Below are 24,842 nucleotides of genomic sequence, written 5' to 3'. Positions count from 1 at the left end.
ACGGGAATGATATAAATGGATACATCAAAAAGAGCCAAGGTACTTGTGCAGGCAATGCCGTACATCAAAAAGTATGCAGGCGAAACCATTGTTGTAAAATACGGCGGAAACGCAATGATAAACGAAGAACTGAAATCCGCCGTAATGAGTGACCTTGTTCTGATGCAGCTTGTCGGAATTAACGTTGTGCTTGTTCACGGCGGCGGTCCCGAAATAAGCTCAATGCTCAAAGCAGTCGGAAAAGAAAGCAAGTTTGAAAACGGTATGAGAGTTACCGACGCCGAAACAATTGACATTGTGCAGCAAGTTCTTGCAGGCAAGGTAAACAAAAGCCTTGTACAGCTTCTTGAAAGTCACGGCGGACGTGCAATCGGACTTTGCGGACTTGACGGCAGAATGTTGATGGCAGAAAAGCTTGTGACAAGCGCAGATTTGGGATTTGTCGGTGAAATCAAAGAGATAAATCCCGCTCCGCTCGAAATGGTTATGAGTAACGGATATATTCCGATTGTAGCTACTGTTGCAGGCGGTTATGACGGCAGTTTGTATAACATTAACGCCGACCTTGCAGCCGCTCAGATTGCCGCAAAAATCGGCGCAAAAAAACTTATTCTTATGACCGACATTAGAGGACTTTTGCGTGATGTAAACGATGATAAATCGCTCATTTCCGTTGTAAACGTCAGCGAAGTTCCTATGCTCAAGCGTGAGGGCATAATCAAGGGCGGAATGATACCGAAAATTGACTGCTGTGTGGAAGCGGTGCGAAACGGAGTAAACCGTGCACACATAATTGACGGACGACTTGAACATTCGATACTTTTGGAGCTGTTCAGCGACGAGGGTATCGGAACTATGTTTTATTAAGGAACTCAGCTTATGATAATAAGACCAATGACAAAGGAAGATTACGACGAGGTGTATGCAATGTGGCAAACCACCTCAAAACGTGCACTCTCAAATGCCGACAGCAGAGAACAAATTGAAAGATATCTTGACCGCAACGCATGTATGAGCCAGGTTGCCGTGGCTGACGGCAAAATCGTGGGCACTGTGCTTGCGGGACACGACGGCAGACGAGGATTTATTCACCATATGGCTGTTATGCCGCAGTACAGGCGCAAAGGAATAGGTCATTCGCTTGCAAACACGGCTATTGAGAAAATTAAGGCTGAGGGTATTGACAAAACTCACATATTCTGTTATCAAAACAATGAAACCGGTCAGAATTTTTGGAAAGACTTTGGATTTAAGAAACGCGATGACGTGTTTGTTTATTCTTTTGATAACAGGTAATATCAAAAAGGGGTATAAACTTTGAATACAAAAGAAAAAGACCAAAAATACATAATGCATACCTACGGCAGGTATGACGTTGCTCTTAAAAGCGGCAAAGGTGCTGTGGCATATGACGAAAACGGCAAAAAATACATAGACGTTTCCTCGGGAATCGGCGTAAACAGTCTTGGTTACTGCAACGACGGATGGGTTGCCGCAATATCAAAACAAGCCGGAACAATTCAGCATATGTCAAACTATTTTTACTGCGAACAGGCAAGCAACCTTGCCGAAAAGCTCTGCACTTTGGCAGACATGGCAAAAGTATGCTTTGGAAACAGCGGTGCCGAAGCAAACGAATGTGCAATCAAAATTGCAAGAAAATACAGCTTTGACAAATACGGAAAAGACCGCAATCGCATTATTACGCTCAACAATTCATTCCACGGCAGAACTGTAACCACCCTTTCCGCAACCGGACAGGAAGTTTTTCACAACTACTTCTTCCCATTCACCCAGGGATTTGACTATGTTGACGCAAACGATATTCAGCAGCTTAAAAACGCCGTTACCGACAAAACCTGCGCCGTGCTCTTTGAAGTTATTCAGGGCGAGGGCGGAGTTAACATACTGGACAAAGACTATGTCCAGCAACTTGTTAAGTTCTGCAACGAAAAAGACGTGCTTGTTATAGTTGACGAAGTGCAGACAGGCATAGGCAGAACAGGAAAGCTCTTTGCTTACGAAAACTTAGGCATAAAACCCGACCTTGTAACTATGGCAAAGGGACTCGGCGGCGGACTTCCGATTGGCGTTTGTATGTGCGGCGACAATCTTAAAGATGTAATGTCACCGTCAACCCACGGCACTACTTTCGGCGCAAATCCTGTTGTTTGCGCAGGCGCAAACTATGTGCTTGACACCGTTGCAAACGCAGATTTTCTTGAAGAAGTAAACAAAAAGGGCAAATACCTTGAAACTAAGCTGAGAAAAATCGATGGTGTTAAAAATGTCCGCAGAATGGGACTTATGGTCGGCATTGAGCTTGAAAACGACGATGCCCACCAAATTGCCGCAAAATGCGTTGAAAACGGACTTCTGATTATCACCGCAAAAGATTTGTTAAGAATGCTGCCTCCGCTTGTAATCAACTATGATGAGCTTGACGAGGCTGTTAATATAATTGAAAAAACACTAAAGGAGAACAGATAAGATGAAACACCTGCTGAAACTTGAAGACTGGTCAACAGAACAGATTATCGAGACACTGAACCTTGCCGACCAGCTTAAATACGAACAAAAACACGGCATTGAGCACAAAATTCTCAAGGGCAAAACCCTTGGTATGATTTTTGAAAAATCAAGCACAAGAACAAGGGTCTCATTTGAAGTTGGTATGACACAGCTCGGCGGTTATCCGCTTTTCCTCTCTTCAAACGATTTGCAAATCGGAAGAGGCGAACCCGTTGAAGACACAGCAAGAGTTCTTTCACGTTTTCTTGATGCAATTATGATAAGAACATTTGAGCAAAAAGAAGTTGAAACCCTTGCCGAGTACGGCTCTATTCCGATAATCAACGGTCTTACCGACTACTGCCACCCCTGCCAAGTGCTTGCCGACCTTATGACAATCCGTGAATTTAAGGGCAAACTCGAAGGTCTCAAGATGTGCTTTATCGGCGACGGCAACAATATGATGAACTCACTTATCGTGGGCGCACTCAGCACAGGTATGAGCTTCTCTGCCGCTTGTCCAAAGGATTATATGCCGCCTAAGCACATAATTGAGTTTGGTAAAAAGTACGGCGACAAGTTTGAAATTGTTGAAAGTCCGCTTGAGGCTGCAAAGAACGCCGACGTAGTTTACACTGACGTTTGGGCTTCTATGGGTCAGGAAGAAGAAAAGAAAATCCGCGAGGCTGCATTTAAGGGCTATCAGATAAACAAAGAGCTTATGGACGTTACAAACAAAGAATGTATGGTTCTTCATTGTCTCCCTGCTCACCGCGGCGAAGAAATTACCGCAGATGTTTTTGAAGCTCACGCAAATGAAATTTTTGAAGAAGCAGAAAACCGTCTCCATGCACAAAAGGCCGTTTTGGTTGAGTGTATGACAGACTACGACAGCAAAAGTAAGATTTAATTCTTTAAAATTTTGACATAGATTCAGGGCGGAAAATCCGCCCTGAAAAAATTTTAAAAAAATTTACGAAAAGTGTTGACAAATGTATAATACGGTGGTATAATCAGATATGTTGTTGAGAGATAACAACATGAAAATGATAGTTGGTGTTGATGACGCTGAGGGTCCACCTGTTCCCATACCGAACACAGAAGTTAAGCTCAGTGGTGCCGATGATACTTGGCTGGCGACGGCCCGGGAAAATAGGGAGATGCCAACACATAAAAGTGTCCACCCAGTAGGGTGGGCGTTTTTTTATGTCTGAAATTATTGCAAATATTACTACCCGAATTTTGTATAATCAATTGTGACACACAACCGATTCGGGTTAATTTTTGACGTGGGTAAAGAAGTCACCTGCCTCTTGGCGGCGAGTTTCTTTCGGTCTTTCATTGGATGTTGTAATCTCCCATTGAAACCCTGAGGTGCTAACGCACCTTTGCACCATTGCAATCTATCGCAAACTTTGCTTCTTGCAAGCAAGGCAGAGCTTTGCCCTGACTTAAACCAACAAAATTTTCGGATAAAAACGAGGTGAACAACAGTGCAAAACATATTTGATATAAAAACCAACGTTTGGAACGTACTCAAAACCTGCGGAAAACCTGTTGTGCTATACGGAATGGGCGACGGTGCCGACAAGGTACTCAGTGCCTTTGAACGTTACGGAATCGAAGCAAGCGCAGTAATTGCAAGCGATGAATTTGTTCGAGGACAAAGTTTTCACGGATTTACGGTAAAAAAGCTGTCTGACGTTGAGCAGGAGTTTGACGACTTTGTAATTGCATTATGTTTTGCAAGCCAACTGCCTGACGTTATGAACAACATAAAGTCCGTGGCAAAAGCTCATCCCCTATTTGTTCCGAGTGTGCCTGTTTTTGGAGACGTTATTTTTGATGACGATTTTGTCAGCGATAATACCAAAAACATTGCAAAAGCATATGAACTTATGGCTGACGGGCAATCCAAAAAAGTTTTTGAGAATGTACTTCAATTTTACTATACGGGCAAAATTGAATTGCTGGACGAAATTACAACCGAAAAGGACGAAGCATTCAAAAATATTCTCTCACTAAATGATAATGAAGTGTATGTTGATTTGGGCGCATACAACGGTGACACCATTGACGAGTTTTTGAAATATTCGGGTGGAAGTTACCGTAAAATAATTGCACTTGAGCCGAACGCAAAGAATTACGAAAAGCTAAAGGCGCATTGCCTTGATATGCCAAAAATTGATATGTGGCAGCTTGGCTCTTACAGCAAAAATACCGTGTTGACATTTAACAACAAAGCAGGCCGTAACAGTGCAATTGCCCAATCGGGTGTGGCAACAAGGGTTGCAACGGTTGACACAATCCTGTGCGGTTCGGCGGCAACCTATGTAAAGGCTGATGTCGAAGGCGCAGACTATGAAACCCTGCTTGGTATGACAAACACTATGAAGAACTTTAAGCCTAAACTTAATTTCTCGGCATACCACAGGTTTGAAGATATTTTCAGGCTTCCCCTGCTTATAAATCAAATAAACCCCGAATACAAAATTTTTCTGAGGCATCACCCATATATTCCTGCGTGGGATACAAACCTCTATTGTATCTAAAATCAAAAACCGCCGAATAAAATCATCTTTTATCCGACAGAAGCACAAAATATAATTTATAACTGCAAAAACAAAGATAAAGGCACAGCGTTTCGATAATCGAACTGCTGTGCCTTTTTGAATACATTTTTAATTACATACTTTCTTTCAAAATGCCGATTATATCTTCTTTTGTCAGAACCTTGTAGCCGCCGTCCATAATGAATGCACCGTCTGCAATGCCGTCAAGCATATCCTCGGTAACACCTAAGTCGGATATATTCATAACAAGACCAAGTTCTTTCATCCATTGTTCCATGGCTGAAAGACCGTCTGCCGCAATTTGCTCCTCGGTTTTTTCGCTCGTTTCAACATTCCACACATTCTTTGCAAAACGTGCAAATTTTGAAAGTCCGTATGGGCATATATGGCGATAATAAGCCATTGAAACGGCAGCCAAGGTCATTCCGTGTGTGGCGTTTGTGTAAGCTCCCACCGACTGACCTATCATATGAACCATCCAGTCAGTTGTCTTGCCCTTGGCAATCAACGTGTTCAACGCCCAGGTTGCTGTCCACATAATGTTGCTGCGTGCCTCGTAATCCTTAGGATTTTTAACGGCAATGCGGCTTGCGTTTACCAAAGACTTCATAAGTCCCTCGGCTATATAATCCGAGGTGTTGTCATCCTCGCCCGAAAAATACTGTTCGCAAATGTGATTGAAAATATCGTAAATGCCTGCTATCATCTGATACTTTGGCAAAGTATAGGTAAATACCGGATTGAGGATAGAGAACTTTGGAAATACATTTTCGCCGAAAACGTGACCGATTTTTAGCTTTTGCTTTGGATTTGTAATAACCGAACCGCCGTTCATCTCCGAGCCTGTTCCAACCATAGTCAAAACGCATCCAACCGGGATAATTTTATTGTCAACGTCTTCCATACGCATAAAATACTTTTCCCATGCGTCGTCTTCACAGTATGCCGATACTGAAACTGCTTTTGAATAGTCACAAACCGAACCGCCGCCGACAGCAAGAATTAAATCAACGTTATTTTCCTTGGCAATTTTGCAGCCTTCATAGAGTTTATCCACAGTCGGGTTTGGCATAACTCCGCCGTCTTCAAAAACATTTTTTCCGCTTGCCTTTAAGATTTCAACAACCTTGTCATAAATGCCGTTTTTCTTTATTGAACCGCCGCCGTAACAAAGCATTACGTTTTTACCGTAATTTTTGAGTTCATCAGAAAGAAAATCGAGCGCATTTTCTCCAAAATACAGTTTTGTGGGATTGCAATAAGTAAAATTACCTAACATAAAATTTGACCTCCGTATATAAATTTAATTTAAATCCGAGCAACGCCCTGCCTTGCATATAAAGCAGAACTTGCAACCGATTGCAAGCAATGCAAGCAGGCGCAGTTCCTCAAGATTTTACTTTCTGAATTTATGATAACATTTAAACCTAACTTTATGTCAAGAGTTTTTTAAATTTTTTAAATAATTTTGTCTTTGCGATTTTCACAGTAATAAGATATAACGAACGGCGGCAAGGTTTATCCACTGCCGCCGCATAGTTTTTTTAATTTTACTTATGAATGCCAATCCTCAAGGATTTTATCCACCTCGTCATTGCTTGAGGTTTTTTTGTCAATGTCTGCAAGATATTTATCGTAATCAAAATCGTCAATGTCTGCGGCAGGGATTCTCTCCTTAAGAACAGTATCGCCAATTTCGGTTTCAGGCACATTTTTTCGTGTGCGGGCTTTTTCCTGTCCTCTGCGTTTTGATTTTTGCATTCTTTCTCTTTCGCTTGCATCACGGCGGTTGGCTTCAAGCATAAGCTCTTCTGCCTCTTTCTTTTCTTTCTGTTCACGCCTGCGTCTTTCGTCGCCGAACGCAAGGTCACCGAGGAAAAGTCCGAATATTCCCGCAACAAGATACACCACAAGCAAAATAACATTGGTAAGCGTAAATCCGCCGCAGTAGATTATCATAGTGAACAAAAACGCAATCGGAGAAATCAGGGCAAACAAAAAATCCAAGCCGTGTTTTGAGCAATAAAATGCCGAACAGCCGACAGTTGTAACCAAAAATATAAAGTAAAGAGCAATTGCAAAAAAGTTTTCAAGCGTTTTGTTCGCAAAGAACAGCGGCACTATCAAAAACACTGCAAAAATAATAAGTGCATACGGCAAATAACGTTTTATTAAGTCCTTCATTTTGACCTCCGAACAAAGAAATATATTATAATCGGGTAATTTGTGCAGATAAATAAATCTGTAATCAATTATGCAAAAAATATGAATTATATATGTTCATTATACCGTATTTTCTCAAAAAATCAAGGCAATGTAAACCTATTTGCAAAAACCTTAAAATCAGTTGACAACAACTTTAAAATGGAATAAAATAATTATTAGCGGCTTTGTTTTTAAGAGCCGAACTAAATGTCACAAAGAGGTGAAAACTTAATGGACGCAGATGGTAATAAAGGCGTTGTTCCGGGGCGAAGTATCAGGCTAATGCACGCAATGCGTTCATTAGGTTTTTAATTTATAAAACATCACCGAACAATTTTATCGCGCATTTTGCTGTATGATTTTCCGTACAAGATAATTGTGCGGTGTTGTTTTAGCGCTTTGCCGTGGATTTACGTCTTTACTCCATAAATTAAAAAGGAGGAAAGACCAATGGATCAGGTTAGTGTAAATGTAACACTTACAGAAACCATCAGGGTTTTGCTTGAAGAAAAAAAGTTCAACACCCTGCGAGATATTCTTGTAACCATGAAGCCGTATGATATTGCTGCGGTTTTTGAAGATTTACAGGACGAAAAAACACCGATTTTATTTCGTATTTTGCCCAAGGAGCTTGCAGCTGAATCTTTTGTTGAAATGGATGACGAAACGCAGCAGTTTCTTATTCACGGTTTCAGCGACAGCGAGCTTAAAGAAGTCGTTGACGAGTTGTTTGTGGATGATGCGGTTGACCTTATTGAAGAGATGCCCGCAAACGTTGTAAAGCGTATTCTCAGACAAGCCGACAAGGATATGAGAAAGCAAATAAACGAGCTTTTAAAATATCCCGAAGACAGCGCAGGTTCAATTATGACAACGGAGTTTATTATGCTCCGTCCCGATATGACGGCTGAAATGGCAATAAAGCGAATCAGGAGAACAGGCGTTGACAAAGAAACAATTTACACCTGCTATGTCAGCGATACAGACAACAAGCTTATCGGAATAACCACTGTTAAAGACTTGCTGCTTGCCGATGACAACGCCCTTGTAAAGGACTTGATGGAAGAAAACGTTATTTCCGTTCACACCCTTGACGACCAGGAGCAGGTTGCAAAGATTTTTCAGAACTACAATTTTTTGGCTCTTCCGGTTGTTGACAAAGAATACCGACTTGTCGGCATTGTAACAATTGACGACGCTATTGACGTATTGCAGGAAGAAACAACCGAAGATATTGAAAAAATGGCAGCCGTTTTGCCGAGCGACAAGCCATATATGAAAACCAGCGTATTCGGTATATACAAAAAACGTGCGCCTTGGCTTTTGGTGCTTATGCTTTCGGCAACGTTTACAAGCACAATTATTTCGTCGTTTGAAAACGTTCTCGCAAGCGTTATCGTGCTTTCGTCATTTATACCTATGATTACCGGTTCGGGCGGTAACGCAGGCTCTCAAGCCTCTGTATCGGTTATCCGTGCGCTTTCGCTCGGAGAGGTTGAATTTAAGGACCTATTTCTTATTTTATGGAAAGAATTTAGAGTTGCGTTTCTTTGCGGCGTTACGCTTGCCGCGGCGAACTTTATTAAGTTAATGCTGTTTGACCTCAACGGTACGCCAAACGCATTTTGGATTGCCTTGGTTATATCGCTGACTCTTGTGGGCACAATTATTATGGCAAAGCTTGTCGGCGCAAGCCTTCCTCTTATTGCCGGAAAGATTGGATTTGACCCTGCTGTTATGGCAAATCCGCTCATTTCAACAGTCTGTGACTCACTGTCTCTGTTAATTTACTTTGCGGTGGCAACATCAATTTTGCATCTGTAAATTTATTATTCCATACCTTAATAAAATTAAACTTTATTCATTTTATAACAAAACGGAGAGCAAATGCCCTCCGTTTTATCTTTTTATTTTTCCTCATATTTTGCCAAAACGTCGGCAATTTTTGCTTTATAATCTCTGACAACACTTTCGGGCGAAATTATCCTCACCTTGTTTCCAAGACCAAACACCCACGCATAAAACTGGGGGCTGAGCATAACTTTTACCGAAACCCAAAATGTTGAATCACTTTCACGTGTTATAAAAACGTCAGAGCCGAATCTGTCTGCTATTACTCCGACAAGGCTGTTGTCAACCGAGAGTGTAACGTCCGCTTCTTCGCCGCCAAACATTGAAAAAACGCTCTTTGAATATCCTGCAATATCAAATTTTTCAAAGTTCTCACCGCCGATTCTGGCGTCGTCAAGAACAGTAATGGACTCCATTTTATCAACTCGGTAGTGTTTGAGAATTTGGGCTTCCTCGTCATAGGCAATCATATAATAATTTTCATCGTCCCAACAAAGCGCCCAAGGGGATACAATATAGGGCTTGCCGTCACGGCGAACAACGTTTACTATTTTCTGCTCTGAGCCAAAGTTTACCACGGTCTTAAAATACAGAAAGCTAATCTGTTTATTTGCGGATATTGCATTGTGAATTTTATCCACATTGTAATAGATTTTTTCATTCACGGTTTTTACTCGGTTTGCAACATACACCTGGCGCTGAAGCTGCTTGCCGTCGTTTTCGCTCACAAGTCCCTCAAGCTTTTTAATAAGCGACAGGCTCTTTTTATGTGTGATAAACTTTGAGCTTTGTATTGCGTCAACCAAAAGCTTTAGCTCGGGAATTTCAAACTCTCTGCTGCCCACGTAATATCTTACGGTTTTTGTGCGTGTGCGGCAAATGTCAAGGCCGTAGTTCTCAAGAATTTTCAAATCGTCATACAGGCTTTTTCGCTCGGATTTAATTCCGTACGATTCAAGCTCTGCAATAATTTCGTTTAATGTCAGCCCGTGGTTTTCATCGGTTTTTTCAAGCATTATTTTTCTTAAATACAAAAGCTTCTGCTTTTGCATTGAGCTTCGTGCCATTGACGTTCACTCCTAACCTGTAATCGTTTGTGCAAGGGCAACCAAAAGCGGCATTGATATGATGGACACAAGTGTGGTTGAAGCCACAACGCTTACCGACAACTCAACGTCACGGTTAAATTTTGCCGAAAACATAGTTGTTGTGGCAGCGGTCGGAGCCGCACTTGCAATTATAAAAGCAACAATTATTGTACTGTCAACTCTAAACAAAACCATTGCAAACAGCGCAACCGCCGGGATTAAAAACAGACGAACCGCCATTGCTATGTATCCGCCAATGTCTGTAAATGCCTGCTTGAAATCTGCTTTTGACAGGTAGTAACCGATAATAAGCATCGGAATCGGCGTATTAAGTTCTGCAAGATAGTCAATCGGCATACTGATAATCTCGGGCAAATCTATTCTGAACACAAACAGCAAGGCGGAAATAACAACGCCCGAAATGCCCGGGTTAAAAACAAGTTTTTTGAATGAAAGCTGTTTTTTGTCGCCGCTCATTGCCACAAGACCGTACGTCCAAATAAAAATATTAAACACGGCAACAAATATTGAGCCGTAAAACCAGCCGTCATCGCCGAGAATCGCCTTTTGCAAGGGCAGAGACATAAAACCGCAGTTTGAGAATATTACAGAAAACTCAAGCACCTTTTGCCTGCCGATGTTTTTATCGTGAAATACAAGCTTTGCAATAACAATTGAGCCTGCAATTATCAATGCGGCGCAAACAACCGCAACAGCCATTTTGCCAATAAGCTCAAAGGTAAATTCACGCTGAAACGCAGAAATCATTACGCATGGCGTAACAACATAAAGCACAATATCAGTCATCTTTTTTGATGCAACGTCATTGATGATACCCTTTTTTCCGCACAAAAATCCTACGCCTATCAGGATGAATAAAACCAAAACCTGCTGCGCAATTAACATAAAATTCTCTGCCACAATAATATCCCCTTTTCATTTTGCCTGTCTTTTAAAAACCTTTTAACTGTAACTATTTCATTCTATCACAATAAACAGAATTTTTCAATTAATATTGTGCAATCATATAAATCAGCAGTTTGTCAAGGGTATTTCCTACAAAATATTCGGTTTTATATTGTTAAAACCAACCAACAGATTTTTGGAACTGCTTTAAATATGTAACAAACGCTGAAAATAATTTGTGTTTATTGACAAATATTTTCCATAAATGTATAATTTAATCATAGGTAATAATTATATTTTGAGAGAAACTTATTTTTTGAAAGAAGGATTTGTTATGGCAACAAAGAAAACAACCACTGCCGCTGAAACAACAGCTGCAAAAACAACTGCCGACACTGCTACGGAAAAGAAAACTGCTGCAAAAAAAACGGCTCCTGCTAAACCCGTAGAAAAAAAGGCTCCGGCAAAAAAACCAATCAAAAAATTCCCGTCAAAGCCTGTTGTTACAAAGGCTGAAACAAAGGTTAATTTCTTTGTAGAGTACGGCGGAGTTCAGGTTTCGGTTGACGAAGTTATAAAGAACGTTAAGGCTACTTACGGCAAGGACGCAAAGGAAATCAGCGTTTATCTTAAGCCGGAAGAAAGCAAGGCTTACTTTGTAGCTGACGGTGTTGCAGAAGAAATGGACGTTTATTTCTGCTAAGTTCTGTTTTCTTAAAATAGTAAAGCAAATAATTAAGGCTGACCTAAAGATAGCGGTCAGCCTTTTGATTTATTCGCTGTATTTGTATAAAGAATCGATATCAAAACAACTCTGATTCGGGCGACTCACCCTCAGAAGTTTTCTCGGCTTTTTTGTCGTCAGCCTCGGCAGTCTGCTCAGGCTTTGGCTCATTGTTATCGGCGTTTTCTTTAGCCTGCTTCTCAGCCGCAGCGTCAAAAGGTGATGATTTGTATTCACCCTCATTTGAACAGGCTACGGTAATATCCACAACATCATCGTCGTTATAATCATTGTTTTCCTTTGCCTCTTCCTTTTCAACGCTGCGATAGATATAATCATTCTGACTGTCAACTATTTTTCTGTAACAATCACGTGCCTTAGCAATTTTTGCCTTAGACTTTTCAATAACATCAAAAAGCTGCTCTTCGTTGTCTACCTTGTTTTCAATGCCTTTTTTCTGAGTTTCGTAATAATGCTTGCCCAGGGCAATATAGGCTCTGTTCATAAGCTCGCTTTCTGTTTTCATAACAAGGCGAAGTCGGTTGAGCTTTGCTTTGGTTCTGTTCTTTTCTACAAACGACTGTGCAACATCGGATATTGTATCAACTGCTGAATTTACCGAGTCAAAAAATGTATTAAAAATTTCCATATTTATTTCTCCTTGTCGAAATTTTACCGTTTCAACGGTTTATGTACTATATTATTATGACAGATATTTTTAATAAAATCAACATTTTTTTAAAAATTGCTTGTGAAAACTGATTAATATTGGTATAATTATTTAAAAGAGGTGTTATTATGCCTGTCAACAAAGTTGTTAAAGCTGTTGTTTGCCCAATGTGCGGCGAACTTGGCAAAGCAGAAATTTATACAAGCGTTAATCCTACAATCAATCCCAAACTCCGCAGCAAGGTTCTTGACGGAAAGTTGTTTTCTTGGACGTGTACGTCGTGCGGTTACAATGCAAGACTGACGTATCCGATTTTATATAACGACATGAAAAACCGCTTTATGGTTTACTTTATTCCGAAAATTGACCGTTTTCAGCTCTGTGATAAAGAGCTTGAAGAAAAATACAGCAATGTACGCAACCTCAGCAAACGCATTGTTCCGGACTTTAACTCGTTTAAGGAAAAAATATTTATTTTTGAATCCGGGCTGGATGATATGGCGGTTGAACTCACAAAAGTTGCAATCGGTCAAACCGTTTCAAAAAAACTTGACGGCGTTGAAGTAACAGACGGATACCTGTCTATGTATGACAGGGAAAGCAACACAATGGGCTTTACATATTTCACCGGAGAAGAACGTGCACCGTATGTTCAAACCGCAAGGCTTGAAATATACGGAAAGTCCAAGGACATCATTGATAAATTTGCAGTTAAAGACAAAAAGCTAAAAGGTTTTATCAAAATTGACCGCGAATGGGCTGAAAACATTTTGTATCGTTACAAACGTGCAAAACATATCGAAAAATTAAACAAATTAAGCGAATGACAAAACGGTCGGAAATATCCGACCGTTTATTTTTATTGATATTATATCGTCTTTTCTGCTTTTGAAACGTTCTTGCGAATAAAACCGATATTCTTCTGTTCAAGCCGAACATATGCCGTAGCAGACAGCATTATCGGAATAAAGCAAAACCAAATACTTTCTACTCCCAAGACAAGGCTTGAAACGCAGCTCAGCGCAACTCCCATATGAAACGAAGCAAGCGTTGACCAGAAAAACTTGGCTTTATCGCGCTGCTTTTCGTCCCTGTCAATAAGGTAGCTTGCAAGCGACGTTGTTGCTTGTCTGAGATTGTTTGTTGAAAATATTGTAGCACTTATATATCCGTTTGCCTCTCTGAAAGCATTCCATTGAACCGGGGTTACAAACAAAATCGGCAAAATAGCAATATAATCATTTGCAACACTCGGAACTACACCGATAATAATAACGGCGCAAGAGGTAAAGGCAAGGCTGATAAGCCTTAAATCAGTCTTGAAAAACTTCTCTGCAATTACACAAAAAACATTTCCTGCCATATATGTTGCCAAAGACAAAATCAAAAACACAATTCCGGAAAAATTGCCGCTGAAAATCTTGGTTACCAAATGAATAAGATTTGCGGTCTGTGCGTTTCCGAAAATATCGCTGTGATTTATAATTGCGTAGCCGCCCAAAAAGCCGCCAATCATACTCACGGCATAGTGCAGCAGCATTTGTCTCTTGCCTTCTATACCCATAAAATTCTATACTTCTTTCCTAGTCCTTTTATACCCAATAAATCAATTACTTACTGTTATTCCTTTGGTCAAGCGGAGTGTACGTTTTGTTTGTTGAAATACTCATATATGCAGGACGGATAATCTTTCCGCCGTTTACAAGTTCCTCAAGTCTGTGGGCACTCCAACCCGCAATACGGGCAGTTGCAAAAAGCGGAGTATAAAGCTCACAAGGAATATCAAGCATACTGTACAGCAAACCGCTGTAAAAATCTACGTTTGAGGCAACACCCTTATAAATTTTTCTCTTTCTGCCGATTACCTTTGGCGCAAGGTTTTCAACCTTTTCATAAAGGGCAAATTCCTTGTCATATCCCTCTGCGTCTGCAAGCTTCTTTACAGCACCCTTTAAAATTCTCTGACGTGGGTCGGAGATTGTATAAACGGCGTGTCCCATACCGTATATAAGACCTTTATGGTCAAAAGCCTGCTTATCGAGCAATTTTTCAAGGTAATTGTCAATTGCTTCGTCATCGTTCCAGTCAGAAATGTTCTTCTTTAAATCTTCAAACATTTCATAAACCTTTACGTTTGCACCGCCGTGCTTAGGACCCTTGAGTGAAGCCAAAGCCGCAGCAATTGCCGAATAAGTATCAGTTCCCGAAGAAGTAACAACGTGTGTGGTAAACGTTGAGTTGTTACCGCCGCCGTGCTCCATATGAAGAATAAGCGCCATATCAAGCACCTTTGCTTCAAGCGAGGTGTACTTGCGGTCAGGTCTGAGCAATGAAAGAATTACTTCAGCCGTTGACATGGTAGGCTCTGCACGGTGAATATACAGGCTCTTGTCACGCAAATAGTGATTATATGCGTGATAACCGTAAACCGACAAAAGTGGGAACACGGAAATAAGCTGTATGGACTGTCTGAGAACATTCTGTATTGATGTATCGTTAGGGTTTTTATCATAGCAGAACAGCGTAAGCACACTGCGTGCGATTGAATTCATCATATCTTCGCTCGGGGCTTTCAAAATTACGTCGCGAACAAAGTTCTGAGGAAGAGTTCTGTACTGAACAAGAATACTTTTAAATTCGTCAAGTTGGGCTTTGTCAGGCATTTCGCCAAACAAAAGAAGATATACAACCTCTTCAAAGCCAAAACGGTCATCTTCAAGTATACCGCCGACAATATCCTTTATATTGTAACCACGATAACGAAGTTCACCGTCGCAGGGAACGAGCTTGCCGTCAACCATTTTGTTCTGGGTAATCGTGGAAATATCAGTAAGACCTGTCAAAACGCCTTTACCGTCAATGTCACGAAGTCCTCTTTTTACGTTGTATTTAGTGTACAATTCAACGTCAATTTTCGAGTTTGCCGTCATCTTATCGGCAAGTGCCACAATCTCAGGCGTTACATCCGAATACTCACGGTTATTTTGCTTCATAAACTTCACTCTCCCTTTGTTTTTTATAATAATAATATTCACTATTATTTTAATTCTATTATTTAATTATATCATACATTAGCACAAAATGGAATATACAAACTTGCAGAACTGTCGAGTAATTTCACTGAAACTTTATATACTTTTTCGCATAAATGTTTAGCTGCAATTCATTTTCAGTTGGAAAAGACGTAAATATTACACTTTGCGTTAAATAAATGCAATAATTTTTAGTATTGCTTTCATTTTGATATATTGCAATGCTTAATATATTTCAACATCGTTGCAGCCAATCTTCTCCGTTTAAGGTCAAGTTTATACCCGATTAAAATCCGTGCAACGAACGTACCTTTTTGGTTATGGCAAGAAACTATAATGTCTGAACATCTTCCGCAGACTCAGAGGCTGAGGGCACCTGCGCCATGGTTATAACCGTGTCGTCAAATTGAGCATTTCCCCATTTTGCGTGATTCCAAAGCAATGTGTCGTCCTCTTTTTTTACGACATCAAATGAAAAAGCAGAGTCAACCCTGTCAAGCAACCGCCGATTTCCAAATGCGTCCGACGAAAATGCGACCATATCTACCCTGTACACTCCTGGAGCAAGGTTTTTGGTTGGCAATTCAGCTGTAATTTCAAGCTCGTTGTCGGGGATACACACAAAAGTTTTATCTGAAAATGAGGCGCCTGCAACCGTACCGTCACGATAATATATAATAAAACGGAGCATGGCATTTTCGGGCTTTTTATGGACAAACATACGAATTAAGAACCTGAAAGGCTCGCCCTGCTCAACTCTGTTTTCGGTGCGATTGAGCACTTGAATACTCAAAAAATCCACATCACGGTTTTTTAGTGCAACAGTTTTTGGACGTTCAATTTTGGTTAAATCGCAGAAAGGCGAAAATTCTTCCCTGCCTCCAAGATAGGTTTCAATTGCCTTGTCAACTTCGCCGTCAAACACAATTTTTCCCTTATCAAGCACAATGCACCTTTCGCACAACGAACGGATTGTATTCATATTATGACTCACATACAAAACTGTTCGTCCGTCACGGTTTGCGGCTTCTCTCATCTTATCAAGACATTTTTTCTGGAACACCACATCTCCGACGGCAAGCACCTCGTCCATTATCATAATTTCCGCATCAAGGTGAGCCGCAACACTAAATGCGAGTTTTACGTACATTCCGCTTGAATACCGCTTTACAGGCGTATCAATAAATTCTCCGATTTCGGAAAATTCAATAATCTTATCCATTTTTGCGGAGATTTCAGACCTTGTCATTCCAAGGATTGCGCCGTTCATATACACGTTCTCTCTGCCGGTCATTTCACGGTTAAATCCCGTGCCCACCTCGAGCATTGAAGCAATTCTGCCGTAGATGTCAATCTCTCCGTCGGTAGGTGCCGTTACCCTTGAAAGCAGTTTTAAAAGCGTGCTCTTTCCTGCACCGTTTCTTCCGATAATACCGACAGCCTCGCCTTTGTAAATTGTAAGGTCAATTCCGTTCAGAGCCATAAATGTCTGACCGTACAGGCGGCTGTTGTCGTCAATTTTTGTATTTGGGTCTTCTTTGTGTCTGAGCCTCGCCCACCAACTCTGCAAATCTGCCTGAAGTGTTCCGCCGCCTATCTGACCAAGTCTGTACATCTTTTTCACGTTTGATACTTTTACGGCTATTTCATTGTTTTTGTTATCCATACCGCACCTCAGACCGTATCCATAAATGTTTTTTCAACCCTGTTAAAAACCAATATTCCTATCAACAGCACAATCGTTGTGAAAGCCAACGAAACCGCAAGCAAGGGCAAAGAGACCATTCCTTTGCCCAAAACGGCATAGCGGAACAGTTCAACGGGCGCAGTTACGGGGTTAATGTAAAGGATTGTTTTGATTATGCCGTCGCCAAGCTGAGAAATCGGATAAACAATCGGCGTTGCATACATCCAAAGAGTAACGCCAAAGCCTACAAGTATTGACAGGTCACGGTATTTGGTGGTTAGGCTTGAAATTATTATTCCCAATCCAAGCCCCATTGCTCCCAAAACCAGTAAAACGAATGGTATTAAAAGCCACGCGGTCCAGTTCGGACTGACTTTGCCCTTAATCAGATAATACACCAATACAAGCATAACCATAAGCATCTGCACGAAAAAGTTAATTGCAGAAGAAAGCACGTTTGAAATCGGCACCGTCAGTCTTGGAAAATACACCTTTCCGAAAAGCCCGGAATTTGAGGTAAATGTTGTGGCGTTGTTTGTAAGACTTGCCGAGAAAAACGACCAAATCGCATTGCTTGAAAGATAGAACAAAAACTGCGGCACGCCGTCGGTACTCATTCCGGCTACCTTTCCAAAAAGGAAAGTAAAAACAATGCTTGTCAAAAACGGATTTATAAAAATCCACGCAGGACCGAGGATTGTCTGTTTATAAGTAAGCTGAAAACGCCTTTTGGTAAACAGAAAAACTAAATCCCTATAACGCCAAATTTCTTTTATATTAAGGTCAAATCTTTTTTGCTTTGACGAAATATGAGTGTGATATTTTTCACATCTGTTTTTTTCAGCCATATAATCACCTCCGTTTTTGAACAATATATTATTAATTATAACACTTATTATATATCGGCGCAAACTATTGTCGTAATTTTGTTTGTAACAAAATTAATTGTTGCAATTACGCCTTTGAATTTCAATAATTTAATCAAATACAATATCATAAAATACATTTTACCGCACAAAAAAACAGACTGCCGTGTCTTACAGCAGTCTGTCGGTTAAGTTCTGATTAAACTTTTTCTTTTAATTCTTCGGGTTCATCTGAGTTGAATTTATAATCTTTTCCCGGGAATACGGCGTTAAGCACAATGCCTGCAATTGAAGCAACGGCAAGCGGCGAAAGTGTTATGTTGGCACTGCCGATTGCAAAGCTTACTGTATCGGAAGAAAGACCAAGCGCACAAACAAGAATTACTGCGGCAACAATAAGGTTGCGGCTTTTGGTAAAATCAACGTGATTTTCAACAACGTTTCGTACGCCGATTGCAGAAATCATTCCGTACAAAACAAATGAAATTCCGCCGATGATACAGCTTGGTATTGAACCGATTATAGCAGAAACGCAAGGGAAAAACGATATACATACTGCAAAAGCAGCGGCAATTCTGATAACTTTTGGGTCATAAACTCTTGTAAGTGCAAGCACACCTGTGTTTTCACCGTATGTTGTGTTTGCAGGACCGCCGAATAACGAAGCTAGCGAGGTTGCCAGTCCGTCACCTGTTAAGGTGCGGTGAAGTCCCGGGTCCTTAATATAGTTTTTACCGACAGTTGAACCGATTGCGGCAATGTCGCCGATATGCTCCATCATTGTTGCAAGTGAGATAGGAACGATTGCAATAATAGCAGATGCAATTACCGAGCCGTTCGAATAATCAACGCCGCCAAATACTGTCTTGTCCCAGTGAATCGGAATACCGATTAAGCCCTCACTGCCAAAAATCTGACCGCTTCCGATATTTGAGAATATTGTGTTAAACTCAGTAAAATCGAATATTTTAACATACTCGCCCGCATCATTTGTACCGCCTGAGAAAAGCCACGGCACATCTGTGATTAACTGCGGATTAGCTTCAGCAATGAAATATAAAACAAGTCCTACACCGTATGATATAAGCAAACCGAGAATAATCGGAATAATCTTTGCCATTCCCTTGCCCCAAATGTTAAATACAACAATTACAGCCAGTGCGACAAAAGCAAGGAACCAGTTTGTTGTGCAATTGCTTACAGCCGACGGAGCAAGACCAAGACCTATTGCAATAATAATCGGTCCGGTAACAACAGGCGGGAAGAATTTAATTACCTTTTCAATGCCGATGAATTTGATAATTGCGGCAAGTACAAGATATACAAGTCCTGCAACCGCAACACCAAGACAGGCATACGGAAGCATTGCAGTTGGGTCTGTTCCCTCGGGTGCAAGTGCTTTTACTGCCGCATATCCGCCAAGAAATGCAAATGAAGAGCCCAAAAATGCAGGCACCTTAAATTTCGTAATAAAATGGAACAACAAAGTTCCGAGACCTGCCATAAGCAGGGTGGTTGAAATATCAAGTCCTGTAATGATTGGAACAAGAATTGTTGCGCCAAACATTGCAAACATATGCTGGATTCCCAAAATAACCATTTTTGGTTTTCCGAGCGTTCTGGCGTCATAAATTGCGCCGTTCTTTTTATCCATAAGTATTCCCTTTCAACTATATATAACCTCTGGTTACAAATTCTCTCTAAAAATATGTTAAATGATTTTATGTATTTTACATGGTGATATAAGAATTGCTAACAACCAACTTGTATTTTAATTAAATAAATTAACTAATATATAAAACAAATTTAACTGTTTGGTGCACTACAAAAGCATATTATAACCGTGAAGCAAAGCACACATAAATTACCATACAAACAGATTTTATAAACATACAAAAAGTGTCTTCTCTAAAAAAGGCTGTTTTGCAATGCAAAACAGCCTTTTAAAATTTAAAAGATGAAATTATTCGTTAATAGCGATAACTGCACCTGAACCTACTGTTCTACCGCCTTCACGGATAGCGAAACGAAGACCAACTTCGATAGCGATAGGAGTGATAAGTTCAACGTCCATTTCAACGTTATCACCAGGCATGCACATCTCTACGCCCTCTGGAAGTGAGATTGTACCTGTAACGTCAGTTGTTCTGAAATAGAACTGTGGACGATAGTTGTTGAAGAATGGAGTATGACGGCCACCTTCATCCTTAGTCAATACGTAAACCTGACCACGGAACTTTGTGTGTGGGTGAATTGTACCTGGCTTAGCAAGTACCTGACCTCTCTGGATTTCATTTCTCTGAACACCACGGAGAAGAACACCAACGTTGTCGCCTGCCTCAGCATAGTCAAGAGTCTTTCTGAACATTTCAAGACCTGTAACAACAACTTTTCTCTTTTCGTCTGTAAGACCAACGATTTCAACTTCTTCAGAAGTCTTAACCTGACCTCTTTCAACTCTACCTGTAGCAACTGTACCACGACCTGTGATTGTGAATACGTCCTCAACAGGCATAAGGAAAGGAAGGTCTGCCTTACGGTCAGGAGTAGGAATATACTCGTCAACAGCATCCATAAGCTCGTGAATGCACTTGTACTCAGGAGCGTTAGGATCCTTTGAATCGCTTGTAAGAGCAAGATAAGCTGAACCCTTGATGATTGGTGTGTCATCGCCAGGGAACTCATACTCGTTAAGGAGGTCACGGATCTCCATTTCAACGAGTTCGAGAAGCTCAGGATCGTCAACCTGGTCAGTCTTGTTCATGAATACTACGATGTAAGGTACACCAACCTGACGAGATAGAAGGATGTGCTCTCTTGTCTGTGGCATAGGACCGTCAGCAGCAGAAACAACGAGGATAGCGCCGTCCATCTGAGCAGCACCTGTGATCATATTCTTTACATAGTCAGCGTGTCCTGGGCAGTCAACGTGAGCATAGTGACGCTTTTCTGTTTCATATTCAACGTGAGCTGTGTTAATTGTGATACCACGCTCTCTCTCTTCCGGAGCCTTATCGATGTTTGCGTAATCAACGAAATCAGCATCGCCTTCGAGGTTGAGAACCTTTGTGATAGCTGCAGTAAGTGTTGTTTTACCATGGTCAACGTGGCCGATTGTACCAATGTTGATATGGGGCTTATTTCTTTCAAATTTTTCTCTTGCCATTGGAAATTTCCTCCTTAATTTTGTAAATTATATTTACAAATAGATTTAATCATATTGTAACAATTTTTTTCTGAAAAATCAATACTTTTTCAAAAATAATGTCCTAAAGACAAATTAGTCCTTCTTTGCTCTGTCGCTCATAATCTTCTCAGCAATGTTCTTTGGAACTTCTGCATATGTGTCAGGTTCCATAACATACTGACCACGACCCTGAGTCTTTGAACGCATGTCGGTAGCATAACCGAACATCTCAGAAAGCGGAACGTGAGCGATTACTCTCTGAACGCCGTTGTCTGCTTCCATGCTCTGAATCATACCGCGGCGTGAGTTAAGGTCGCCGATAACATCGCCGAGATATTCCTCAGGAGTGATTACGGAAACTTTCATAATAGGCTCAAGAAGTACCGGATCAGCCTTCTTCATAGCGCTCTTGAATGCCATTGAACCGGCAATCTTAAATGCCATTTCAGAAGAGTCGACTTCGTGATAAGAACCATCATAAAGCTCAACTTTTACGTCAACTACATTGTAACCTGCAACGACACCGGAAAGCATTGCGCCCTGGATACCTTGGTCAACAGCCGGAATGTATTCCTTAGGAATAGCACCGCCGACAATGTTGTTGACAAATTCGTAGCCCTTGCCCGGGTTCGGGAATACGTTAATCTTAACGTGACCGTACTGACCTTTACCGCCTGACTGACGTGCATACTTTTCATCAACGGAAGCTTCCTTGCGGATTGTTTCCTTGTATGCAACCTGTGGAGCACCGATGTTTGCTTCAACCTTAAATTCACGGAGAAGACGGTCAACGATGATTTCAAGGTGAAGCTCACCCATACCAGCGATGATTGTCTGTCCTGTTTCTTCATCAGTATAAGCTCTGAATGTAGGGTCTTCTTCAGCAAGCTTTGCAAGAGCAATGCCCATCTTTTCCTGACCGGCTTTTGTCTTAGGCTCGATAGCAACACGGATAACAGGCTCCGGGAATTCCATAGATTCGAGGATTACAGGAGCTTTCTCATCACAAAGTGTGTCGCCTGTTGTTGTATTTTTTAGGCCAACGGCTGCTGCAATATCACCTGCGTATACGCAGTCAATATCTTTTCTGTCGTTAGCGTGCATCTGCAAAATTCTTCCCATACGCTCGTTGTCGTCTTTTACAGAGTTATAAACGGTTGTACCTGTCTTGATAGTACCCGAATATACACGGAAGAAGCAGAGTTTACCAACAAACGGGTCGGTTGCAATCTTGAATGCAAGAGCAGCAAAAGGCTCTGAATCAGAAGATTTTCTTTCAACCTCTTCACCTGTCTCAGGGTCTGTACCCTTGATAGCAGGAACGTCTGTCGGAGCAGGCATATAATCAACAATTGCGTCAAGAAGCATCTGAACGCCCTTGTTACGGTAAGAAGAACCGCAGGTTACAGGAACCATTGTATTGTCGATTGTTGCCTTTCTGATTACCTTTTTGATTTCATCAATGGTAATCTCTTCGCCGCCAAAGTACTTTTCCATAAGGTCTTCATCAAGTTCTGCAACTGACTCGATGAGCTTTTCACGGTACTCTTCGGCTAAGTCTTTCATATTCTCAGGAATCTCTTCCTCGCTGAAATCTGTGCCGTCTTCATTGTGATAGATTTCGGCTTTCATTGTAACGAGGTCGATAATACCTGTAAAATCACTTTCAGCACCGATTGGGAGCTGAATCGGAACAGCGTTACATTTAAGTCTGTCCTTCATCATCTGAACAACATGGTAAAAGTTTGCACCCATGATGTCCATTTTATTAACGTAAACCATTCTTGGAACGCCATAGTTATCAGCCTGACGCCATACGGTTTCTGACTGAGGCTCAACGCCGCCTTTTGCACACAATACTGTAACAGAACCGTCAAGAACACGAAGTGAACGCTCAACTTCTACTGTAAAGTCAACGTGTCCCGGTGTGTCGATGATGTTGATTCTGTGTGGCTTATACTGCTGCTTGCTGCCTCTCCAAAAAGCTGTTGTGGCTGCGGAAGTGATTGTGATACCACGCTCTTTTTCCTGAGCCATCCAGTCCATTGTTGAAGCACCGTCATGTGTTTCGCCGATTTTATGGTTTACGCCGGTATAATACAGGATACGCTCAGTTGTTGTGGTTTTACCGGCATCAATATGAGCCATAATGCCGATATTTCTTGTTTGTTCAAGTGAAACCTGTCTTGGCATAAAATCCTCCTAATAAAATTACACGGGTAAAATTACCATCTGTAATGAGCGAAAGCCTTGTTAGCTTCAGCCATCTTATGAGTATCCTCACGCTTCTTGAATGCGCCACCTGTGCTGTTTGTGGCGTCAAGAATTTCGCCTGCAAGTCTTTCTTTCATTGTCTTTTCACTGCGGGCTCTTGAGTAAGTTGAAATCCAACGCAGACCGAGTGTCTGACGTCTTTCTGGACGAACTTCCATAGGAACCTGGTAGGTAGCACCGCCGACACGGCGAGCCTTTACCTCTAAAACAGGCATTACGTTTTCCATAGCCTGTTCAAAAACCTCAAGCGGGTTATTACCTGTCTTTTCAGCAATAATGTCAAATGCACCGTAAACGATCTTCTGGGCTACACCCTTTTTGCCGTCGTACATAATGTTGTTGATAAGACGGGTTACAAGTTTTGAATTATAAAGCGGATCCGGTAATACGTCACGCTTCGCAATAGAACCTCTTCTTGGCACTTTGCTTCCCTCCTTCACAATAATTGAGATATCATAGGTACTCGAAAGCGACAAACTCCCGTATGCCAACAAGAATCCTACACTATATATAGATAATTCCTGCCGCATAGCAGAACTTAATAATTTAAGTCAAGAGAGTTTTGTCAATTCCTAATTATTTACCTTTCTTTGGACGCTTAGCACCATACTTTGAACGGCTCTGCATACGTCCTGTAACTCCCTGAGCATCAAGTGTACCACGAACGATGTGATAACGAACACCAGGTAAGTCCTTTACACGGCCACCACGGATAAGAACAACGCTGTGCTCCTGAAGGTTGTGACCTACGCCCGGGATATAGGAACTGACTTCAATACCGTTAGAAAGTCTTACTCTGGCAATCTTTCTGAGCGCTGAGTTAGGCTTTTTAGGTGTAGCGGTCTTTACAGCAGTACAAACACCTCTTTTTTGTGGGGAGCTCTGGTCAATAGCAACTCTTTTCTTTGAGTTCCATCCTTTCAAAAGTGCAGGTGCCTTTGCCTTCTTTTCAGAAACCTCTCTGCCCTTGCGTACCAACTGGTTAAATGTAGGCATAATTTTCCTCCTTTCAGAATTTTTGGAATTACAAAACTGCTTTGTTTTCAAAGCAATGTGACATCACTCTTCATTACCCCTCAAAATAGGCGCAATTATAGAATGTCCCACGTTTACAGATTATACCTCATTCCCCACCGATTTGTCAAGTATTTTTATCAGCAGCGAAGTATTTCTTTTTATTAATCAAAACTCTTTCTCAGCGTAGTAACCAATGCTTCTGGAAAACACTTTTTATCTGCACCGCAGTATTTCCTTTTATTAATCAAAAC

22 protein-coding genes and 1 rRNA gene are annotated in these 24,842 nt (G+C 41.2%); 9 read left to right on the top strand and 14 right to left on the bottom strand.

Annotation, left to right across the window (positions count from 1 at the left end; translation table 11 throughout):
- Positions 1 to 15: 15 nt before the first annotated feature.
- The 6 genes from argB (at position 16) to BLP46_RS09160 (ending at position 5,063) form a co-directional block, all read left to right on the top strand.
- The gene (gene argB / locus BLP46_RS09185; RefSeq protein ID WP_092978385.1) at positions 16 to 867 is read left to right on the top strand and encodes an acetylglutamate kinase; all 852 of its coding nucleotides are present in this window, start codon (positions 16 to 18) and stop codon (positions 865 to 867) included.
- A 12-nt stretch (positions 868 to 879) separates the two neighbouring features.
- Positions 880 to 1,296 carry a GNAT family N-acetyltransferase gene (locus tag BLP46_RS09180; protein WP_092978383.1) on the top strand — a complete coding sequence of 139 codons (417 nt, stop codon included), beginning with the start codon at positions 880 to 882 and terminating at the stop codon, positions 1,294 to 1,296.
- A 21-nt stretch (positions 1,297 to 1,317) separates the two neighbouring features.
- On the top strand, positions 1,318 to 2,490 hold the full coding sequence (locus BLP46_RS09175) for an aspartate aminotransferase family protein (protein ID WP_318259556.1): 1,173 nt from the start codon (positions 1,318 to 1,320) through the stop codon (positions 2,488 to 2,490).
- Between the two features lies 1 nt (position 2,491).
- A complete protein-coding gene (gene argF / locus BLP46_RS09170; protein ID WP_092978381.1) occupies positions 2,492 to 3,421 on the top strand; it encodes an ornithine carbamoyltransferase in 930 nt (309 codons plus the stop codon).
- A 142-nt stretch (positions 3,422 to 3,563) separates the two neighbouring features.
- Positions 3,564 to 3,680: ribosomal RNA gene (gene rrf, locus BLP46_RS09165) — 5S ribosomal RNA — on the top strand.
- A 324-nt stretch (positions 3,681 to 4,004) separates the two neighbouring features.
- Positions 4,005 to 5,063 (top strand): FkbM family methyltransferase, encoded by a 1,059-nt coding sequence (locus BLP46_RS09160; protein WP_092978379.1) that lies wholly within the window; start codon positions 4,005 to 4,007, stop codon positions 5,061 to 5,063.
- A 133-nt stretch (positions 5,064 to 5,196) separates the two neighbouring features.
- Here BLP46_RS09160 and BLP46_RS09155 read toward each other — a convergent pair whose 3' ends face one another.
- Together BLP46_RS09155 and BLP46_RS09150 are read right to left on the bottom strand one after the other, a co-directional pair.
- The gene (locus BLP46_RS09155; protein ID WP_092978377.1) at positions 5,197 to 6,363 is read right to left on the bottom strand and encodes an iron-containing alcohol dehydrogenase; all 1,167 of its coding nucleotides are present in this window, start codon (positions 6,361 to 6,363) and stop codon (positions 5,197 to 5,199) included.
- Between the two features lie 275 nt (positions 6,364 to 6,638).
- Positions 6,639 to 7,268, bottom strand: a complete 630-nt coding sequence (locus tag BLP46_RS09150) for a hypothetical protein (RefSeq protein WP_092978375.1) — start codon at positions 7,266 to 7,268, stop codon at positions 6,639 to 6,641.
- A gap of 471 nt (positions 7,269 to 7,739) precedes the next feature.
- Between BLP46_RS09150 and mgtE the strand changes: the two genes are divergently transcribed.
- Entirely contained in the window at positions 7,740 to 9,113 is a 1,374-nt protein-coding gene (gene mgtE, locus BLP46_RS09145; RefSeq protein WP_092978373.1) for a magnesium transporter, read from the top strand.
- Positions 9,114 to 9,196: 83 nt separating this feature from the next.
- Here the strand turns inward: mgtE and BLP46_RS09140 are convergent, their stop codons facing one another.
- On the bottom strand, positions 9,197 to 10,207 hold the full coding sequence (locus tag BLP46_RS09140) for a helix-turn-helix transcriptional regulator (RefSeq protein WP_092978372.1): 1,011 nt from the start codon (positions 10,205 to 10,207) through the stop codon (positions 9,197 to 9,199).
- Between the two features lie 12 nt (positions 10,208 to 10,219).
- Positions 10,220 to 11,149, bottom strand: coding sequence for an AEC family transporter (locus tag BLP46_RS09135; protein WP_092978370.1), 930 nt, complete (start codon positions 11,147 to 11,149; stop codon positions 10,220 to 10,222).
- 319 nt (positions 11,150 to 11,468) lie between these two features.
- Between BLP46_RS09135 and BLP46_RS09130 the strand changes: the two genes are divergently transcribed.
- Entirely contained in the window at positions 11,469 to 11,837 is a 369-nt protein-coding gene (locus BLP46_RS09130; RefSeq protein ID WP_092978369.1) for a DUF6465 family protein, read from the top strand.
- 100 nt (positions 11,838 to 11,937) lie between these two features.
- Here the strand turns inward: BLP46_RS09130 and BLP46_RS09125 are convergent, their stop codons facing one another.
- Positions 11,938 to 12,507, bottom strand: a complete 570-nt coding sequence (locus BLP46_RS09125) for a hypothetical protein (RefSeq protein WP_092978367.1) — start codon at positions 12,505 to 12,507, stop codon at positions 11,938 to 11,940.
- Positions 12,508 to 12,656: 149 nt separating this feature from the next.
- On the opposite strand from BLP46_RS09125, the gene BLP46_RS09120 reads away from it, so the two are divergent.
- The gene (locus BLP46_RS09120) at positions 12,657 to 13,355 is read left to right on the top strand and encodes a CpXC domain-containing protein (RefSeq protein WP_092978365.1); all 699 of its coding nucleotides are present in this window, start codon (positions 12,657 to 12,659) and stop codon (positions 13,353 to 13,355) included.
- Between the two features lie 41 nt (positions 13,356 to 13,396).
- Here the strand turns inward: BLP46_RS09120 and BLP46_RS09115 are convergent, their stop codons facing one another.
- The 9 genes from BLP46_RS09115 to rpsL all read right to left on the bottom strand — a co-directional run bounded on the left by BLP46_RS09115 (position 13,397) and on the right by rpsL (position 24,570).
- On the bottom strand, positions 13,397 to 14,092 hold the full coding sequence (locus BLP46_RS09115; RefSeq protein ID WP_092978364.1) for a YoaK family protein: 696 nt from the start codon (positions 14,090 to 14,092) through the stop codon (positions 13,397 to 13,399).
- A 46-nt stretch (positions 14,093 to 14,138) separates the two neighbouring features.
- Positions 14,139 to 15,521: a citrate/2-methylcitrate synthase gene (locus tag BLP46_RS09110; RefSeq protein ID WP_092978363.1), complete on the bottom strand. Its 1,383-nt coding sequence runs from the start codon at positions 15,519 to 15,521 to the stop codon at positions 14,139 to 14,141.
- Positions 15,522 to 15,891: 370 nt separating this feature from the next.
- Entirely contained in the window at positions 15,892 to 17,226 is a 1,335-nt protein-coding gene (locus BLP46_RS13080; RefSeq protein WP_167669235.1) for an ABC transporter ATP-binding protein, read from the bottom strand.
- An 8-nt stretch (positions 17,227 to 17,234) separates the two neighbouring features.
- On the bottom strand, positions 17,235 to 18,095 hold the full coding sequence (locus BLP46_RS09100; protein ID WP_092978361.1) for an ABC transporter permease: 861 nt from the start codon (positions 18,093 to 18,095) through the stop codon (positions 17,235 to 17,237).
- 217 nt (positions 18,096 to 18,312) lie between these two features.
- A complete protein-coding gene (locus tag BLP46_RS09095; RefSeq protein ID WP_092978360.1) occupies positions 18,313 to 19,767 on the bottom strand; it encodes a uracil-xanthine permease family protein in 1,455 nt (484 codons plus the stop codon).
- A 309-nt stretch (positions 19,768 to 20,076) separates the two neighbouring features.
- Positions 20,077 to 21,279, bottom strand: coding sequence for an elongation factor Tu (gene tuf / locus BLP46_RS09090; protein WP_092978359.1), 1,203 nt, complete (start codon positions 21,277 to 21,279; stop codon positions 20,077 to 20,079).
- A gap of 114 nt (positions 21,280 to 21,393) precedes the next feature.
- Entirely contained in the window at positions 21,394 to 23,493 is a 2,100-nt protein-coding gene (gene fusA, locus BLP46_RS09085) for an elongation factor G (protein WP_092978358.1), read from the bottom strand.
- 32 nt (positions 23,494 to 23,525) lie between these two features.
- Entirely contained in the window at positions 23,526 to 23,996 is a 471-nt protein-coding gene (rpsG, locus tag BLP46_RS09080) for a 30S ribosomal protein S7 (protein ID WP_173312831.1), read from the bottom strand.
- Between the two features lie 154 nt (positions 23,997 to 24,150).
- Positions 24,151 to 24,570: a 30S ribosomal protein S12 gene (gene rpsL, locus BLP46_RS09075; RefSeq protein ID WP_092978356.1), complete on the bottom strand. Its 420-nt coding sequence runs from the start codon at positions 24,568 to 24,570 to the stop codon at positions 24,151 to 24,153.
- Positions 24,571 to 24,842 lie beyond the last annotated feature (272 nt).

The organism is Ruminococcus sp. YE282 (assembly GCA_900101355.1).
Taxonomy (GTDB): domain Bacteria; phylum Bacillota; class Clostridia; order Oscillospirales; family Acutalibacteraceae; genus Ruminococcoides; species Ruminococcoides bromii_A.
Note: the sequence above shows the minus strand (reverse complement) of the source record. Positions and strands in the feature narration are given on the sequence as shown.